Genomic DNA, 18053 nt, shown 5'->3' on the forward strand with positions numbered 1-18053 from the left:
GTTTATCCCCGCGTTGGTTCCCCCCGGCGGCGCCCCCCCCGGGGCGGCCGGGGGGTGTCATTTCTAAAAAGCTTGGGGCGCAATCGCCGACCGGGGGGTGGCGCCGGGCGCCCCCCGCGCCCGTCTTTAGCCCCCCCGAAGTCTTGGCACCCCCCGAAAACGGCAATTCGAAATTCAGCGGTGCCATCACCGCACGTCCGTTGACAAGCTTGCCGTCGATGAGGTTCATCGGCGGCGAGCCGACGAAGCTTGCCACGTAGGTGTCGCGCGGATTGTTGTAGATCTCGTACGGCGTGCCGGTCTGGACGATGCGGCCATGGTTGAGCACGCCGACCTTGTCACCCATCGACATCGCCTCGATCTGATCGTGCGTCACGAACAGGAAGGTGGCGCCAAGCTGCATCTGCAGGTTCTTCAATTCGATGCGCAGCGCTTCGCGCAATTTGGCGTCGAGCGCCGACAACGGCTCATCCATCAGGAATACCCTCGGCTTGCGCACGATGGCGCGGCCGATCGAGACGCGCTGCATCTCGCCGCCTGAAAGCCGGTCGGTCTTGCGGTCGAGTAGATGCTCGATCCGCAGCGTCCTGGCGGCGCGGTCGACGCGATCCTTGATCTCGGCATCGGGCAGCCGGCGGATTTTCGGCTTCAGCGGAAATTCGAGGTTTTGGCGTACGGTATAGCGCGGGTAGAGTGAATATTGCTGCAGCACCAGCGCCACGTCGCGCTCCGCCGCGCCCCAATCGGCGACATCGACGCCGTCGATCAAGACCTGACCTTCGCTCGGTTTTTCCAGGCCGGCAATCATGCGCAGCGTCGTCGTCTTGCCGGCGCCGGTCTCGCCGAGCAGGACGAAGAACTCGCCATCGGCGATGTCGAGATCGAGCCCGGTCAAGGCGGTGTGGTTGCCGAATTTCTTCGAGATGTTCTTGAGCTGGATGTGGGCCATCAGAGTCTCACTCCCAGCGATTTGCCGCTCGCCGTGTCGAAGAAATGCGCCTGGCCGGGATCGATTCTGACGAAGACTCTTTCGCCGGGGCCGCCGATGAAGCCGCTCTTGGTGCGCGCACGCAGCATCTTGGAGCCGACCTTGAGGTCGACGATGTCGAAGGAGCCGAGCGGCTCGACGATCTGCGTCTCCACCGGCAAGAACCCTTCGGCTGCTTCGCGGCGGACGAGGACGCCTTCCGGCCGGATGCCGAGCGCGAGTTGGCCGCCGGCATGGCCGTTGAGCTTCGACAGCAAGGCGCGCGGGAATTCGAAACCGGCGGCCGCATCGCCGACGGTGACCGAGGCCGACGAGGCTTTCTCGGTCACCGAAGCGTCGGCGACGTTCATCACCGGGCTGCCTACAAATTGCGCGACGAAAAGGTTCGCCGGATGCGAATAGACCTCGTCCGGCGAGCCAACCTGCTGCAGCACACCTTCATGCATGATGACGATGCGGTCGGCGAGGCTCATCGCCTCGATCTGGTCGTGGGTGACGTAGATGCTGGTCGAGCCCTGCTTGATGTGCAGCCGCTTGATCTCGGCCCGCATCTCCTCGCGCAGCTTGGCATCGAGCGCCCCGATCGGCTCGTCCATCAGCATCGCCTTCGGCCGCCGCACCAAGGCTCGGCCGATCGCCACGCGCTGCATGTCGCCGCCCGACAGCGCCGACGGTTTCTTGGCGAGGAGATCGCTGATCTGCAGCGTCTTGGCGACCGAGCGCACCTCGCTGTCGATCTCGGCCTTGCTCTTGCGCGTCGCCCTGAGCGGAAAGGCGATGTTCTCATAGACGCTCATATGCGGATAGAGCGAGAACGACTGGAAGACCATGGCGATATCGCGATCGGCGGCCTTGAGGTGCTGGACCGGCTTGCCGTCGATGAGGATGTCGCCGCCGTCGATCGTCTCCAGCCCGGCAATCGCCCTGAGCGTCGTCGTCTTCCCGCAGCCCGACTGGCCGAGCAGCACGATGAACTCGTTGTCGTCGATCTTCAGGTTGAGGTCCTTTATGACCTGCACGGCGCCGAAATATTTCTGGACGCCTCGAAGCTCGATCTGGGTCAATGCTGTGCCCCCGGATTTGCCCCTTGCCCGGTGCCGGCCTTCTCCTCCGGCGCGATCTTGGAGGTGATGTTGAAGCCGATCAGGCCGATCAGGATGATGGTCACGCCATAGCTGTGCAGCAGCATGTTCCACGGCTGGCAGAGCGCGATGATACCGAGCACCATCAGCACCTGGCTGCCCGGTTCGAGATATTTCTGGTTGATGTCGCGAAAGCTCATTTGCGGATCGCTCCAAACGACATGCCGCGCAACAGGTGATTACGGAGCAGGAAGGTGAAGATCGCGACCGGCAGCAGGAACAGGAAGGTTCCGGCGGCAATCACCGTCCAGTCCGGCAGGCCGGAACCGACCTGGCTGGGGATGAAGGGCGGTGCTGTCTGGGCACGGCGGCTGGTCATGATCAGTGCGAAGGCATATTCGTTCCACGCCGTGATAAAGCAGAACACGGCGGTGGCGGCGATGCCGGTGGCGGCCTCGGGCAGCACGATCTTGAAGAAGGCCTCCATACGCGTATAGCCGTCGACGAGGGCCGCCTCCTCATACTCCTTGGGGATCTCGTCCATGAAGCCTTTCATCAGCCACACCGAGAAGGACAGGTTGAAGGCGGTGTAAAGGATGATCAAGCCGATATGGGAATCGTTGAGGCCGACCGCCCGGTACATCAGGAACATCGGAATGGCGACGACCACCGGCGGCAGCATGCGTGTCGACAGGATGAAGAACAGTAGGTCCGCCTCGCCTTTTACCTTGAAGCGCGAGAACCCATAGGCGGTGAAGGTGCCCATGCCGACGGCCAGGACGGTCGAGGTTATGGCAACGATCAGTGAATTCATGAAACGGCTCGGATAGCCCGACCACTGCACCTGGCCCTTGCCGTCGCGCACAATCTTTTCGCCCCCATTGAAGACGACTCGCTCCCACCACGGCGCAGCCGCGTACTCCTCCGGCGACGGCGGGCTGCGCAACTGCGAACGCTTGGTGAACAACTTGACGAAGGGCGATATCTCCGGCTGGAAAACCACCGTCGGCGGAATGGTGGTGGCGAGGTTGCGCGGCTTGAACGCCGTCGAGGCGATCCAGTAGATCGGCGCCAGGAAGATGATCGTCACCAGCAGGACAGCGACGATGGCGACCCGGTTGAAGGTGATTTCGGAAGAAGTGCGGACTGCGGCCATCTCAGCGCTCCTTCACCTTGTTGAGGTATTTGACATAGATGTTGGTGATCGCCAGCACCATGATCAGCACGATGTAGGCGAGCGCGCAGGAACGCCCGGTCTGCCATTCCTGGAACGCCATCTTGTAGAGCCGGATCGAGATCAGCTCGGCCGTCGGCTGGCTGGTCAGGATGTAGGCGAGGTCGAAGGTCTTGAACGCCTCCATGGTGCGGAAGATGACCGCGATCATCAGGATCGGCGCAACCAGCGGCAGCGTTATGCGGAAGAAGGTGTAGAACGGCCCGGCCCTGTCGATCGCGGCTGCCTCGTAGAGATGCTTGGGCACGGCCGACAGGCCGGCCAGCGACAACAGCATGACGAAGGGCGACCACATCCAGATGTCGGTCAGCGCGACCGCATAGAGCGCCATTTTCGGATTCGACAGCCATTCGAAGGTGCCGAGGCCCAGCGCATAATTGATGATGCCGAAGGACGGATCGTAGAGCAGCTTCCAGAACAGGCCGACGACGGCCATCGACAGCATCATCGGCAACAACAGGAGCGTCGTCAGCAGGCCCTTGAGCGGAATGTCGCGATTGAGCAGCATGGCCACGCCGAAGCCGACGAGCAGCTGGCCGGCGACCGAGATGATGACGTATTTTGCGGTGATGGCGAAGTTGGACCAGACATAGGGATCGCTGAGCAGGTCGCGATAGTTTTGCAGCCCGACGAAATTCGCCGCCGCGCTGGTCGAGGCGCGGAAATCGGTGAACGAATAGCCCAGCGAATAGATCAGCGGGAAGATGTTGAAGACGATCAGAAACAGGATCGTCGGGATGATGAAGAGATTGCGGATCGAAATGTCGCTTAGACCGCGAGCGGCGGCCCGCGAGGACCTGTCCAGCGTGGTGATCATCGTGGTCGCCAAGACTCTGCTCCCGGTTCAAAAATCAGAAAAAGAAACGGAGGAGGCACGAACGCCCCCTCCGTGAAACTTCATACTTATTGGCCGCGGCCGTATTTCTTGAAGGTCGCGTTCCAGTCGGCTGCCAGTGCGTCCAGCGTCTCCTTGGCGGTGCCTTCGCCGCCGATCATGTAAGGATAGATGCGCTGGTTAAGCTGCTGCAGCAGTTCCGCGTATTCCGGAACCGCCCAGAAGTCCTTGACCTTGAACATGGTCTCGTAGAACGCCTTGTTGTAGGGCGTGGCGTTCTGGAATTCGGGCGACTTGAGCACGGCGGCACTGCAGGTGTAGCCGCCAAGCGCTGCCCATTTCTTCTGGGTCTCGTCCTTGATGAACCATTCCAGGAACTTCGTCGCCTCTTCCTGCTTCTGCGAGTAGGAAACGATGGAGATGCCCTGACCGCCGAGTGCGGCGAACTGGTCGCCGCCAGGTCCGGCTGGATTGGCGAAGAAGCCGGTGTTCTTGGCGTTCGGGTTCGACGCCTCGTTGATCAACGAGGGGAAGAACGCGAAGTAGTTCATGCTCATCGCGGCCAGGTTTTCAGTGATCGCCTGGTTGTCCTCGACGAAGAACGACTTGGCCCAGCCCGGAGGCGTGAACTTGTAGAGTTCCTTGTAGGCGTCGAGCGCCGCGATCGCCTTGTCGGAGTTGATGAAGCCATCGACCTTGTAGGTCTTATAGTCACCCAGCTCGCCGCCGAAGGAGAACAGCGCGTTTTCGAAGCCCATCGCCATCGCGTCATAGGAATTGTCGGTGTAGATGGCGATGCCGTATTTTTTCTGGTCCGGCCGGTAGAAGAATTCGGCGATGTCGCGTAGCGCCTTGAAATCCTTCGGCACGTCGAGATCGTAGCCATACTTGGCCTTGAAGGCTTCCTTTTCCTTGGGGTCTTCGAACCAGTCCTTGCGATAGGACCAGCCGACGGCGTCGCCTTCGAGCGGAATGGCCCAGTACTTGCTGCTGCCGCCCGGATATTCGGCATAGTATTTCACCGTGGCCGGTGCCATCACTTCACCGACCTTGTGCTTGTTGAAGAAGTCGGTCAGGTCGACATAGTGGCCACCGGTCGAGCCAGCACCAAGCCATTGCGAGTCGCCGACGACCATATCGTAGGCGTCGCCATGGGCGTTGAACTCGGTGAAGGCCTTGGTCTGGAAGTCGGGCCACGGTGTGGTTTCCACCGTGATCTTGACGCCGGTTTCCTTCTCGTACTCGTTGCCGAGTTCCTGCAGGTAATTGGCCGGATCCCATTCCGCCCAGAAGATTGTAAGTTCCTTTTCCTGCGCGTAGACGGACGTTCCGCAGGCGAGCACTAGGCCGATACCAGCAAGCAAGCTGGTCATTGTCTTGCGCATAATGATTTCCTCCCTTGTGCGCATTCTACCGTTCATGAGAACCGGCATCGAGGCCGGCCCTGGTAGTCCTCCCGTGACGGCACCGTTTCGGTCTGTGAGCCTCCTCGCTCGACGGAAACGGATCTCAGCCTTCACCTTTGATCCGCTTTATTTGTCCTGATCTGGTATTACCAATTTAAGAGGAACGTCAAGCCCTTTCTTGGACGGTGGCGGACACGCAGACAAGTTGGCTTCTGCGATATCTGCCTGTTTTCCCTGAATTTTCCTACTCCTTGATACATGAATGCCTTACTTGGGCCGCTGCATCGCTAGTAGCATGAATAGCCAGCTTGAAAATCTGGTCGAACCAGATTGGCGTCATCTCACGGCGGTCGTCGGCGCGATCCCATCTCCTTCAATCATCGATTCGGTCATAGCCGCGCGCACAAGAGCGCCGGCCGCCCATTGCGCAACCGACATCATACTGCGGCTATCCAATCCCCATATATCCTTTAAAACGATCAGCACCTCAACACCGAAGATCAATGACAGCGCCTGCGCGAGCCGCTTGAATTCGCGCGGCGGCAACCGGCCTTTGAGTGGCGCGATCGCATCTTTCAAAAGATCGACGCGATGGCCGCGCGTGAAGGCAGGTTCGCCGTCAAGCGTGCCTGCCTGTCGCTGCGCCCACTGGTCGAGCGACAGTTTCAGCGCCGCCTTGAACGTCGCTTCGAAGACCTCGATGCGCGGCATGGCGGTCTCGAACAGCTCGGCGACCCGGCGCTCGGGATCGGCAGAGCTCGATTTCCACGTAAGGATCGGCCCAAGCCCCTCATCGACCACCGCCTGCACCAACGCCGCTTGGCTCGGAAAATACCGATAGGCGGTGGCGCGCGAGACCTCCGCTGCCTCCGCCACCTCGCTGACGGAGGGCGTGGCGCCCGCCTGCATCAGCTTTGTCGCCGTCTCAAGCATGAGACGCCTGGTGCGCGCGCGGGCCCCGCGCTCTACTTGGGGGTTCGGCCCTTGGCTGGCACCGTTGTCCATTGCCGCTTGTTGACGTGAGACATTCATGTCAATACGATACGCGTGTCTCAAAAAATTGCAATGGCCCTTCGCGCCGTCGAACGGCCGGGCAAAAAGGGGCCGCAGCGCCGAGCACGCCCAAGACCGGGGAAACGCGATGAAGCGCATCTATGTGGTGGGCACCGCCGACACCAAGGGCGAGGAACTCGCATTTCTGGCCGATGCGGTCGCGGCTACCGGCGCTTCGATTGCCCGTGTCGACATCGGAACACGCGGCGCGACCGTGCCGGTCGATGTTTCGGCAGACGAGGTCGCCAGCCACCATTCCGAGGGTCGCAATGCCGTGCTCGGCGTCGACGATCGCGGCACCGCGGTGGCGGCGATGGCTGCCGCCTTTGCCCGGTTTGTCCAGTCGCGCAACGATATTGCCGGGATTATCGGCATTGGCGGCGGTGGCGGCACCTCGATCATCACCGCAGGCATGCGCACGCTGCCGCTCGGTCTGCCCAAGATCATGGTTTCGACGTTGGCCTCGGGTGACACCGCGCCTTATGTCGACGTCTCTGACATCGTCATGATGCCGTCGGTGACCGACATGGCCGGCCTCAACCGGCTTTCGCGTGTCGTGCTGCACAATGCCGCCCAGGCGATATCAGGCATGGCGACAAAGCCGGCGCCGCCGCCCGACGGCAAACCGTCCGTCGGCCTCACCATGTTCGGCGTCACCACGCCATGCGTGACCGCGATCGCCGATGAGCTTCGTTCGACTTATGACTGCATGGTCTTTCATGCCACCGGCACCGGCGGCCGCACCATGGAAAAATTGGCCGACAGCGGCCTGTTGTCCGGCGTCATCGACATCACAACGACCGAAGTCTGCGACTTGCTGTTTGGCGGCGTGCTGCCGGCGACCGAGGATCGCTTTGGCGCCATCGCCCGCACCGGGCTGCCTTATGTCGGCTCGGTCGGCGCGCTCGACATGGTCAATTTCTGGGCGCCGCCGACAATTCCGGAACGCTATCGCGGCCGGCTGTTCTATGAGCACAATCCAAACGTCACACTGATGCGCACCACTGCCGACGAAAGCAGAACGATCGGCGAATGGATCGGTACAAGGCTGAGCCTCTGCCAGGGTCCGGTTCGTTTCCTCATTCCGGAGAAAGGCGTGTCGGCGCTCGACATTGAAGGCGGCGCCTTCTTCGACCCTGAAGCCGATGCCGCTTTGTTCGAGGCGATCGAGCGTACCATCAAACCCGCCAAAACGCGGCGCGTGCTGCGTTTGCCGCTTCATATCAACGACCCCGAATTCGCCTGGGCTGCCACAACGGCCTTCCTCGACATCGCCAGACAGTGAGACACCAAGACATGGCCGCCATACCGCGCAAGAAAATCCTGGAGAAATTCCGCAAGATGATCGCGGACGGCGTGCCGATCGTCGGCGGCGGTGCCGGCACCGGCCTGTCGGCCAAGGCAGAGGAAGCCGGCGGCATCGACCTGATCATCATCTACAATTCGGGCCGCTACCGCATGGCCGGGCGCGGCTCGGCCGCCGGCCTGCTCGCCTATGGCAACGCCAACGAGATCGTCAAGGAAATGGCCTACGAAGTGCTGCCGGTAGTGAAGAAGACGCCGGTGCTGGCCGGCGTCAACGGCACCGATCCCTTCGTCATCATGCCGCTGCTTTTGGCCGAGTTGAAGACGATGGGTTTTTCCGGTGTGCAGAACTTTCCGACTATCGGCCTGTTCGACGGCCAGATGCGGCAGAGTTTTGAAGAAACCGGCATGGGCTTCGGGCTCGAGGTCGACATGATCGCCGAGGCTCACAAACTCGACCTGTTGACCACGCCCTATGTCTTCAACGCAGACGAGGCGCGCGCCATGACAACAGCTGGCGCCGACATCGTCGTCGCCCATATGGGGGTGACCACCGGCGGCTCGATTGGCGCGACATCGGCTAAATCGCTGGACGACTGTGTGAGCGAGATCGACGCCATCGCCAAAGCGGCACGCTCAGTGCGCGAGGATATGATCCTGCTTTGCCATGGCGGGCCGATCTCGATGCCGGACGACGCCAGATATGTTCTCGAGCGCTGCAAGGGCCTGCACGGGTTCTATGGCGCCAGTTCGATGGAGCGGCTGCCGGCGGAAGCCTCAATCGCCAGGCAGACGGCGGATTTCAAGGCGGTCACGTTCGGCGCTGCGTAGAGACCAGCAAACAGAAGGGTGGAACGATGACGGAGAACAGCAAGGTATTCGTATATCCAAAAGACGTCAGCGCCTTCGGCTTCGACTGGGGCAGGCTGTCGCTGACGGTCGCTCCCGAAGTGAACGGCGCAAAGCGATTTTCCGGTGGTGTCGTCGACCTACCGTCAGGCAAAGGCCATACGCGTCATAACCATCCGGGTGCGGAGGAGATCATCTTTGTCATCTCAGGCAATGGCGAGCAGATGGTCGAAGACGAGAAAGGCAACCCGGTCGTCGAGAAAGTCGGCCCCGGCTGCACCATCTATGTGCCGGAAAGCCGCTTCCACTCGACGCTCAATACCGGCGATGCGGCCATGCAGCTTTTCGTCGTCTATTCGCCGGCAGGGCCGGAACTGGCATTGCGGGAGTTGCCGGATTTCAGGTTGATCCGCCGGGCAGATAATGTCACAGGCTGAGGCCAATCTTCATCGCACGAGCGACCCTTGCTAGGTTGTTAGTATCGCTTCCCAGAGCGAGCCTATCCGGCAAAGTGGGGACATCGCGCTCTGATCGGAAAGCATCCGGCGAAGGTAAGCGCGCCACCCAATAGGACAAACAGTTTTCCGCTGCCTCCGGACCAAGCTGCCAGAGTACAAATCGAACAGCATTTCAGGGAACATGAAGCCCGGAACTTCAGAACATGCGACCTGTTCGGCTAGTTTGCGCGGAACGTCGAAACGTTCGAAGAGCGGCAGGACAGTCGTTTGGATGTTGGCAACGATGTTCGCGATTTCAGCCTGGCGGGTATGCGGGTTTGCGATGTTCCATGTCCGCCAATGATGCGGGGTTCGCAAATTGCCAAGCTGTCCACCGGCGACCCAATCGCTGACACTGGCGGGCCAAGCGCTTCGCTCGTCCCACTCCTTTATTGCCTTGCTGTAGACCGACGCATGCACGACGAGTTCGACGTACTCGCCGCCGACGTTCAGATAGTTTGATTGAAAGGAGATTTTGAATGCCCAGTCGCCGGCCCGACGACTCGCATGAGGACCGCTTTTCGCAAAGCGGAACCCAATCGGTTCGAACTCCATGGAGATCTGCTCGCACCCGTCGATAAAGACCTGCTTGGGCAGTTCGCGTTCCATATCGGCAAATGCTCGCTGGTGTGACCAATTGTTTGCTCGAACGAGGTAATCTCAAGAACGGGCTAGGTACCAGCGCCTAAGCCGCCCCCGCCCCTGTTCCAGCCCCGGCCCCGATCGCCGAACATGACGTAGCCGGCATCGGTCACCGCCACCGTGTCCTCCAGCTTGATGAAGCCGCGCGTCGGGTGGAGCATGGTCGTCTCGACCGAAAGCACCATGTTCTTCTCCAGCGGCTTTGCGGCATAGGTGCCTTCATATGTCACCGGATGGTTGGTCATCAGGAACGGCGCTTCATGCGTGATCAGCCCCATGCCATGCGCGAAAAAATCAGTATAGGCCGCAACCTTGGATTTCTTCAGAACGCCTTCGGCATGAGAAATCATGTCACCGCCCAGCGTGCCCGCCTTGACCTTGGAGAAGGCCGCCTGCTGCACTGTCTCGATCTCGGCCAGCAGATCCTCGAGTTCGGCGTCAGGGTCGCCCAGCACGCCCATGCGGCAAAGATCGCCGATATAGCCGTGGTAGTTGCCGCCGGAATCGATCGACATCACTTCGCCCCGTTTCCACGCCTGCGGCGAGGCTGCGCGGTTGTGGCTGGAGCCTAGCGTTAACAGGCAATATTCGAAATGCGCGCCGCGATTGGTCTCCTCGCGCCTGAGATGTTCGATGATCTCGCTCTTTGTCGTGCCTTCGCGTGCCCAGCCGATGGTCGCCAGCATGGAATCGGTGATCAGCTCCGAAGCGATGCGCAGCTTTTCCAGCTCCGCCTCGGTTTTGATTGCCCGCATGCGCTCCAGCATATCAGTCGCATCGATCAGCTTGGCATCCGGCAGCGCGTTGCGGATCAGCATATAGGCGTCGGACGGCAGGAAGGCGGGCTCGATGCCGATGCGGGCATTGCCCTTGGTGATCTTTCGCAAATGCTCGACCGCCAGATTGGCGGCATCGAGCGTACCCCAGCAGGCGGCATGCAGTGTCGGCGTCCAGAACGGATGATTCTGGTGCTCGCCGCCTTCCATGCGGTTGCCGATATAGGCGGCATGCTCCGGCCCACCTTTCTCATAGACAACGACAGGCAGATAACGGCTGTGGCCGATTGCATCCATGGCGGCGAAGAAGATGAACTTGTAGCCGCCAAGCAGATATTGCGTGTTGTGCTTGGAGGTGGCGAGCAGCACGTCGATGCCGGCCTCCTCCATCAGCCCGTCCACCCTGGCCTGGTCGAACGGCACGCTGCCGACGGCATTCTTGCCTGGGGCAATGTTCATGTCTCTCTCCCTGAAATCCCTTAGCCGGCCGCTCGCCGGCACCGGCTTTTCCGGCTCTGAACCTCGGCTATGCTTAAATGTGCATCATTTTGCCCGATCTGGTCCAGCCAGAACGGGCGAACCAGCCCCAAAAGCTGCTCCACCTGCTGCACTTTACTCCAGTCTGGTCCTGCTAGAACCGCGCGTCGAACCGTTTTCTGTACAACTGGTCCAGCGGACGGAAATTTCAAAGCCACGTAGAGATGCGCCAATTCCGTCTTTGGCGAAACCCCGCACAAGGCCCATAATCAGCTTTGCAGGATGCTTACGAGCGTCCGAGGGGTACGGCGGACCCGGCTGGGTCCGCGGAGAGGACGGAGTTCGATCATGCCAGAGTTCACCATTTCCAGACGTACAATGCTGGCCGGTTCGGCGTTGCTGTTGGCCTCCACCGCCATGCCGACGATCGGCTCGGCGCAGACGCCGAGAAAGGGTGGACGACTGGTTGTCGCCGCCGATTCCGAGCCGCGCAATCTCAATCCGGCGATTGTCGCCTCGAACGGCGTCTTCTTCATCTCGAGCAAGATCGTGGAAACCTTGGCCGAGGCCTCCTTCGGCGGCAAGGACGGGCTCGATCCGCGCCTGGCGCTCAGCTGGGAAGGTGCCGCCGACGGCATGGCGGTGACGTTCAAACTGCGCGAGGGCGTCAAATGGCATGATGGGAAGCCATTCACCTCAGCCGATGTCGCCTTCTCGGCGCTGCAGGTCTGGAAGCCGCTGCAGAATCTCGGCCGCACCGTGTTCAAGGATCTGGAGGCCGTCGACACGCCGGACGAAACCACCGCCGTGTTCAAATTCGCCAAGCCGACACCGTTCCAGCTGATCCGCAACGCCTTGCCGGCGCTGAGCAGCGTGGTGCCCAAGCACATCTACGAGACCGGAAAGATCGAGGACAACCCGGCCAACAACGCCCCGGTCGGCACCGGACCGTTCAAATTTGCCGAACACAAGCCCGGCGAATATTACCGGCTGGAGAAGAACACCGACTATTGGGGCAAGGACGAGCCCTATCTCGACGAGATCATCTATCAGGTGCTGCCGGACCGCACGTCGGCGGCCAGCGCCCTGGAAGCCGAAGAGATCCAGCTCGCCGCCTTCTCCGCCGTGCCCCTGGCCGATCTCGACCGCATCTCCAAAGTGCCCGGTCTCAAGGTGATCACCAAGGGTTATGAAGGGCTGACCTACCAGCTCGTCGTCGAGATCAATCATCGCCGCAAGGAGCTGGCCGACCTGAAAGTACGCCAGGCGATCGCTCACGCCATCGACAAGGATTTCGCCGTCAAGACGGTATTCCTTGGCTATGCCGCCACCGCCACTGGCCCGGTGCCGAAAAACGACCCGCAATTCTACACCGCCGACGTGCCGACCTACGCCTTCGACGTTGCCAAGGCCAACGCCTTGCTTGACGAGGCCGGCTACAGCCGGGGCGATGACGGCAAGCGCTTTTCACTGAGATTGCTGCCGGCGCCTTACTTCAACGAAACCAAGCAGTTCGGCGACTATCTGCGCCAGGCGCTCGCCGTCATTGGCATCGACGCCCAGCTGGTCAACAACGACTCTGCCGCGCACATCAAGGCGGTTTACACCGACCACGCCTTCGACCTTGCGGTCGGGCCGCCGGTGTTCCGCGGCGATCCGGCGATCTCGACCACCATCCTGGTGCAGAGCGGTATTCCCGACGGCGTGCCCTTCTCCAACCAGGGTGGCTACAAGAATGCCGATCTCGACGCCCTGATCGCCAAGGCATCGGAGACGCTCGACACCGCCGCCCGCACCGAACTCTACAAGGAGTTCCAGAGAAAAGTTGCCGCCGACCTGCCGCTGATCAACGTCGCCGAATGGAGTTTCATCAGCGTCGCCCGCGATACGGTCAACAACATCGCTAACAACCCGCGCTGGGCAGTATCGAACTGGGCGGACACTTGGCTCGCGGGGTAAGGAAGTCTCTCCAGACTTGCGTGCCGCTTGTGTGGGTGCTCAGCTTCAGCGATGAGAGCTTTTTCGCGCCCCCCTCTGTCCTGCCCTCTTTGCCACCACTTGGCATCTCCCCCACGAGCGGGGAGATCGGCTGTCATTGTCGCTTTCGCCAATCTCCAGCGTTGCAAGACGGCCGGCATCGCCGAAACTGCCAATCTCCCTCCTTGTGGGGGAGATGTCCGGCAGGACAGAGGGGGGCGCCGTAAAGCGCGGCACCGAAGACTTGGCTCTCCTATCGGCGTTGCGCCATGACCCGCGCCGTCATCCTCCTTCGCCGCCGTCTCGTCGGCAGCATCTTCGTGCTGCTGATTGTCGTCATCGGCACGTTCCTGTTGCTCGAAGCCGCTCCCGGCGACGCGGTCGATGCCTACATCGTCTCGACCGGAGGCGACGCCGGCATGATCGAGCTGTTGCGTCACCGCTGGGGGCTCGACCAGTCGGAGCTGACACGGCTCGCCAATTACCTTTGGGCGCTGCTGCATCTCGATCTCGGCCAATCGGTCAGCTTTTCGCGGCCGATCCGCGATGTCATCCTCGAGCGCCTGCCCAACACGCTGCTGTTGATGGGGAGCGCCACGGCGCTCTCCTTCGGCCTCGGCTCGGCTCTCGGCATCTATGCCGGCGCCAGACCCGGCAGCTTCCGCGATCGCTTCCTGTCCATCGGTTCGCTGGCGCTCTATGCCGTGCCGGGCTTCTGGCTCGGGCTTGTGCTGATCATTGTCTTCGCCGTCGACCTGCGCTGGTTTCCGATCGGCGGCATCGAGAGTATCGCCTCGGCCAAGAGCGGCCTCGATCGCGCCGCCGACATCGCCCGCCATCTCGTCCTGCCGGTTTCGGCGCTCGGCTTCATTTATCTCGCGCTCTATCTGCGCATGATGCGCGCCGGCATGGCCGAGGTGTGGCGGCAGGACTTTGTGCTGGCCGCCCGTGCCAGGGGACTTTCCCGCCGTCGCATCGTGCTCGCTCACGTCGCCCGTAACGCGCTGTTGCCGCTGGTCACCATGTTCGGCCTGCAGTCGGCGCAAATGCTGGGCGGCAGCGTCGTCATCGAGAGCGTCTTTTCCGTCCCCGGCCTCGGCCGGCTGGCGCAGGAAGCGGTGGCCGCGCGGGATACCCCACTACTGCTCGGCATTATTCTCACCAGCGCTGTCCTGGTCGTCATCATCAACCTTCTCGTCGACATCGCCTACGCCTTCCTCGATCCGCGCGTCGGCGCCAGTGAGGCCGGCGCGTGAGCCCGCTTCGCCGCTTTCTCCGGACCCCGGAAGCGATCGCCGGCGCGGTCATCCTGGCGGCGCTGTTTGCCGTGGCGCTTGCCGCACCTTTGTTCTTTCCCGGCGATCCGCAGGCGATTGCCGGGCCGGCGTTGCTGCCGCCGTTCCAGGACTGGTCGTTGCCACTCGGCACCGACCGCCTCGGCCGCAACGTGCTTGCCGAGCTTTTCCGCGGCGCCCGCACCTCGCTGGCGGTCGGGCTGGCAGCAGCCGCCGCCGCCCTTGCCGTCGGTGCCGTGATCGGCACGTTGGCCGGCTTTGCCGGCGGTCTTGTCGACGAGATGCTGATGCGCATCACCGACGCTTTCCAGACCGTCCCAGCCTTTCTGCTGGCTTTGGCTTTCGTCAGCATCGTCGGGCCGTCGCTCGGCGTCATCGTCGCTGCGATCGCGCTGGGCGCCTGGACCGGACCGGCACGCGTGGCGCGCGCCGAAGTGCTGTCGATCCGCGAGCGCGATTTTGTTGCCGGCGCCCGCGTCATCGGCATGCATCCGCTGGAGATCGCCTTTCGCGAGGTGCTCCCCAATGCGCTGCCGCCGGTAATGGCTTTGTCGTCGGTGATCGTCGCCGCGGCGATTCTCACCGAAGCGGCATTGTCCTTCCTCGGCCTTGGCGACCCCAACCGCGTAACCTGGGGCGGCATGATCGCCGAAGGCCGCGCCGTGCTGCGCACCGCGCCCTTCCTGTCGATCATTCCGGGCGTAGCGCTCGTGCTGACCGTGCTCGGCGTCTATCTCACCGGCGAAGGCGTCGTCGAGACCACGGCGATGAGGAGGAGCCTGTCGTGACGGCGCTTGCTTCGATTCGCAGTCTGACGGTGACCTATCGCCGCGACGGCGCCGAGGTGGCGGCGCTAAAGAATGTCAGCCTCGACATCCCCGCCGGCGAGCGCTTTGCCATCATCGGCGAGAGCGGTTCCGGCAAGAGCACGCTGGCGCTAGCCATTGCCGGGCTGCTGCCGGCCAGCGCCAGGATCGAAGGCCGTATCGATTGGCTCTTGCGCCCGCCACCAATGTTTGGTGCCAAGGCACCTGCCGGTCTTCGCGACCATGCTCCAATCGGTGGCCGTGACATCGGCTTTATTTTCCAGGACCCATCCGCAAGTCTCGATCCGGTGATGCCAATAGGCAAGCAGATCGCGGAAGTCGCCTACACCCATCTCGGCCTCAGTTGGCGAGACGCCTATGCCAAGGCAAAAACCCTGCTCGAACGGGTCCGTCTGCCCGACCCCGATGTCGCTTTGCGTGCCTTTCCACATCAGCTCTCCGGCGGCCAGAAGCAGCGCGTGGCGATCGCCGCAGCGATTGCGGCCGGGCCGAAACTGCTGGTCGCCGACGAGGCGACCAGTGCGCTGGACACCATCGTGCAGGCCGAGATTGTCGGGCTGATCCGGCGACTGGTGGCCGAGGACGGTATGACGCTGCTGTTCATCAGCCACGACATTGCGCTGGCCGCTGAGCTTGCAGAGCGCATAGCGGTGTTCCGGCATGGCGAGCTGCTCGAGCTCGATTCGACAGCCCAAATCGTCAATGCGCCGCGTCACGCATACACTCGTGTGCTGCTTGACGCTCATCTCGGCTTCGACGCCGAGCCGCTGTTGCGGCGAACATGACCAGTCCGCTGCTCGCCGTTTCCGGCCTGACCAAACGATACAGTCGCGGCGGCAAGACCATCGCCGCGGTCGACGACGTTTCCTTCCACATCGACCCCGGCGAGACGCTGGCGCTGGCCGGACCTTCCGGCAGCGGCAAGTCGACGATAGCTCGTCTAGTGCTCCGGCTCGTCGAATTCGATACCGGCAGTATCGAATTTGAAGGCAGCGATTTCCTGTCGCTGAACGGCGCTGCCTTGCGCGGCCGGCGCGCCCGTCTTCAGATGGTGTTTCAGGATCCGCTCGCCGCCTTGAACCCACGCGCCACAGTCGCGCGTGTGCTCGACGACCCTCTGCGCATCCATCACATTGCCTCCGGCCCCGAGCGCCCGCGCCGAATTGCAGCTCTGCTGGAACGCGTCGGCCTCAGCCCCGGTCTCGCCGGCCGCGCCATTCACGAGATTTCCGGCGGCCAACGCCAGCGCGTTGCAATCGCCCGCGCCATTGCCACGAAACCGTCGCTGATCGTGCTCGACGAGGCCGTGTCGGCGCTCGACGTTTCGGTTCGCGCGCAGATCCTGCAACTGCTGCTCGATCTTCAACGCGAGGAGCGCATCGCCTATCTGTTCATTTCGCACGATCTCGGCGTCGTCCGTGCCATCGCCCACCGCATGGCCATTCTGGACGCCGGGCGAATTGCCGAGAGCGGCGATGCCCGCAGCGTCATCGACGCGCCGCAATCCGCGATCGGCAAGGCGCTGGTGGCGGCAGCGCCAAGACTGTCAAGGATCGAACAGGACGCATCATGACCGACGCCGAAGCCCGAGCCGAAAAACTGTCGCGCGAACTCGATTCCGCCTTCCGCAACCGTGCCGATCTCTATCGTCTGTTGCTCGACGAGCTGACCGCGGAAGTTGGCGCGGAAAAGGCTGAGGCGATCATGATCCGCACCATCGAACGGCGAGGCAGGGAGGTTGCGGCGGCGGCCTTCGCCGATTTCGGCCCCAACGACGCACCGGCGATCGGCGAGGCGTTCCTGGCCGTCAGCCCGGATGGCGGCCGCATGTATCCGACCGATGTCGAACGCGGCCCGGACCGCATCGCCTTCAGGGTCAGGCGCTGCCCGCTGAAGGACGCCTGGGTCGAAGCCGGCATCGATGACGAGAAGCTCGCCACGCTCTGCCGCATCGCCGGCGCCTTCGATCGCGGCCTGTTCGAGGCCACCGGAGTGCGCTTCGACAACGTCACCTGGACGGCGGGCCACGGTTCCGGCTGCTGCCACATCGCCTTGACCAACCGCGATGCCGGTTAGAGCTGCAGCTCGAGCCATGTCGGGCGAAGAAGTAGAGTTCCGTTCCGTTGGGCAGCACGGAGCCAAACACCCCGGCGCCATAAGGCAAGCGGGGATTTTGACGTGTGCATTGCAAGGAATTCGTGCGGACAGTATCTGCCTCGGTGTCCCGCTGTGTCGGCTTCGTTGCTAAGTGTCCGGGTTGCTAAGTGTCCGGCCGGAGACGTCTTTGTGGGTTCATGGTTGTGGCCTCGAGCCACGGCAATCAAATCAATCCGAGATTCTGTCGGATTGCGGCATCCTTGTTCGTCTTCTGTAGGGGAGTTCCTGGAGGTGAACTATGAGCGAATTGCCGGTGGTCAAAACGCGACGCAAAGGCAAGACGCTTACGCAGAGCATGCTGATCCCAACCGAGAAAATGGTCGCTGACGAACTCCGGGCTGCAGGACCTGGCCACTTTTCGGACCTTGCAGAGTTACGACGTAAGCTCGCGGCAAAATACGGAGCAGACGCCTGCTGCCCAGTGACTGTGCGGCGGCACCTGGTGCATATCAGTCAAGACGGCAGCGCGCCCTTTTGGCGCGTCGTAAATCCCGATCGGCCATTCGCCCGACGTATGAGAGGTGGATCGGAGCACATACGCGAAAAATTGGCCGCGGAATGCTAAAGTGATACCCTCCGGCGAAGGCCGCCTTGCGAGAGGACGGCACGGTAGCGAGGCTGCGCTCTTAAGGTCGCCCTTACGAGCGAAGTTA

Annotated in this window: 18 protein-coding genes; 9 read left to right on the forward strand and 9 right to left on the reverse strand. The window is 62.1% G+C overall.

Translation table 11 applies throughout. From position 1 onward, the window contains the following. From NKH60_RS32980 to NKH60_RS33010, 7 genes are all read right to left on the reverse strand, one after another. On the reverse strand, window positions 1-949 hold a 949-nt coding region (locus tag NKH60_RS32980), incomplete at its 3' end, for an ABC transporter ATP-binding protein (RefSeq protein ID WP_352874834.1). Further along, complete coding sequence (locus NKH60_RS32985; RefSeq protein WP_352474867.1) at window positions 949-2052, reverse strand: ABC transporter ATP-binding protein; 1104 nt, start codon at window positions 2050-2052, stop codon at window positions 949-951. The genes NKH60_RS32985 and NKH60_RS32980, both read right to left, overlap by 1 nt. Continuing rightward, window positions 2049-2270, reverse strand: a complete 222-nt coding sequence (locus tag NKH60_RS32990; protein ID WP_023675179.1) for a hypothetical protein — start codon at window positions 2268-2270, stop codon at window positions 2049-2051. Before NKH60_RS32990 ends, NKH60_RS32985 begins: the two co-directional genes overlap by 4 nt. Further along, entirely contained in the window at window positions 2267-3226 is a 960-nt protein-coding gene (locus NKH60_RS32995; protein ID WP_292661213.1) for a carbohydrate ABC transporter permease, read from the reverse strand. The genes NKH60_RS32990 and NKH60_RS32995 overlap by 4 nt, the downstream gene beginning before the upstream one ends. Window position 3227: 1 nt before the next feature. Further along, a complete protein-coding gene (locus NKH60_RS33000; RefSeq protein WP_254816733.1) occupies window positions 3228-4133 on the reverse strand; it encodes a carbohydrate ABC transporter permease in 906 nt (301 codons plus the stop codon). Window positions 4134-4207: 74 nt separating this feature from the next. Further along, complete coding sequence (locus tag NKH60_RS33005) at window positions 4208-5524, reverse strand: ABC transporter substrate-binding protein (protein WP_352448404.1); 1317 nt, start codon at window positions 5522-5524, stop codon at window positions 4208-4210. A 357-nt stretch (window positions 5525-5881) separates the two neighbouring features. After that, entirely contained in the window at window positions 5882-6577 is a 696-nt protein-coding gene (locus NKH60_RS33010; RefSeq protein WP_502895683.1) for a TetR/AcrR family transcriptional regulator, read from the reverse strand. A 109-nt stretch (window positions 6578-6686) separates the two neighbouring features. Here NKH60_RS33010 and NKH60_RS33015 point away from each other — a divergent pair, with 109 nt between their 5' ends. The 3 genes from NKH60_RS33015 to NKH60_RS33025 are packed head-to-tail and all read left to right on the forward strand — an operon-like array spanning window position 6687 to window position 9189. Further along, window positions 6687-7883 (forward strand): Tm-1-like ATP-binding domain-containing protein, encoded by a 1197-nt coding sequence (locus tag NKH60_RS33015; RefSeq protein WP_352539466.1) that lies wholly within the window; start codon window positions 6687-6689, stop codon window positions 7881-7883. A gap of 11 nt (window positions 7884-7894) precedes the next feature. After that, window positions 7895-8734, forward strand: coding sequence for a phosphoenolpyruvate hydrolase family protein (locus NKH60_RS33020; protein ID WP_352474864.1), 840 nt, complete (start codon window positions 7895-7897; stop codon window positions 8732-8734). Between the two features lie 26 nt (window positions 8735-8760). Then, window positions 8761-9189, forward strand: a complete 429-nt coding sequence (locus NKH60_RS33025) for a cupin domain-containing protein (protein ID WP_352834291.1) — start codon at window positions 8761-8763, stop codon at window positions 9187-9189. A gap of 30 nt (window positions 9190-9219) precedes the next feature. Here the strand turns inward: NKH60_RS33025 and NKH60_RS33030 are convergent, their stop codons facing one another. Both NKH60_RS33030 and NKH60_RS33035 read right to left on the reverse strand, forming a co-directional pair. After that, window positions 9220-9858: a DUF4304 domain-containing protein gene (locus NKH60_RS33030; RefSeq protein WP_352834288.1), complete on the reverse strand. Its 639-nt coding sequence runs from the start codon at window positions 9856-9858 to the stop codon at window positions 9220-9222. Between the two features lie 62 nt (window positions 9859-9920). After that, on the reverse strand, window positions 9921-11126 hold the full coding sequence (locus tag NKH60_RS33035) for a M24 family metallopeptidase (RefSeq protein WP_352834285.1): 1206 nt from the start codon (window positions 11124-11126) through the stop codon (window positions 9921-9923). 366 nt (window positions 11127-11492) lie between these two features. Between NKH60_RS33035 and NKH60_RS33040 the strand changes: the two genes are divergently transcribed. From NKH60_RS33040 to NKH60_RS33065, 6 genes are all read left to right on the forward strand, one after another. After that, the gene (locus NKH60_RS33040) at window positions 11493-13103 is read left to right on the forward strand and encodes an ABC transporter substrate-binding protein (protein ID WP_352834282.1); all 1611 of its coding nucleotides are present in this window, start codon (window positions 11493-11495) and stop codon (window positions 13101-13103) included. Between the two features lie 287 nt (window positions 13104-13390). Next, window positions 13391-14377 carry an ABC transporter permease gene (locus NKH60_RS33045; RefSeq protein WP_352834279.1) on the forward strand — a complete coding sequence of 329 codons (987 nt, stop codon included), beginning with the start codon at window positions 13391-13393 and terminating at the stop codon, window positions 14375-14377. After that, window positions 14374-15204: an ABC transporter permease gene (locus tag NKH60_RS33050; protein WP_352874838.1), complete on the forward strand. Its 831-nt coding sequence runs from the start codon at window positions 14374-14376 to the stop codon at window positions 15202-15204. Before NKH60_RS33045 ends, NKH60_RS33050 begins: the two co-directional genes overlap by 4 nt. Further along, window positions 15201-16028, forward strand: coding sequence for an ABC transporter ATP-binding protein (locus tag NKH60_RS33055; RefSeq protein WP_352874840.1), 828 nt, complete (start codon window positions 15201-15203; stop codon window positions 16026-16028). Before NKH60_RS33050 ends, NKH60_RS33055 begins: the two co-directional genes overlap by 4 nt. After that, window positions 16025-16816, forward strand: a complete 792-nt coding sequence (locus tag NKH60_RS33060; RefSeq protein WP_352474856.1) for an ATP-binding cassette domain-containing protein — start codon at window positions 16025-16027, stop codon at window positions 16814-16816. The genes NKH60_RS33055 and NKH60_RS33060 overlap by 4 nt, the downstream gene beginning before the upstream one ends. Next, window positions 16813-17319 carry an L-2-amino-thiazoline-4-carboxylic acid hydrolase gene (locus tag NKH60_RS33065; RefSeq protein WP_352474855.1) on the forward strand — a complete coding sequence of 169 codons (507 nt, stop codon included), beginning with the start codon at window positions 16813-16815 and terminating at the stop codon, window positions 17317-17319. The genes NKH60_RS33060 and NKH60_RS33065 overlap by 4 nt, the downstream gene beginning before the upstream one ends. The last annotated feature ends 734 nt before the right edge of the window (window positions 17320-18053 follow it).

The organism is Mesorhizobium sp. M1006, assembly GCF_040318825.1.
Lineage (GTDB): Bacteria > Pseudomonadota > Alphaproteobacteria > Rhizobiales > Rhizobiaceae > Mesorhizobium.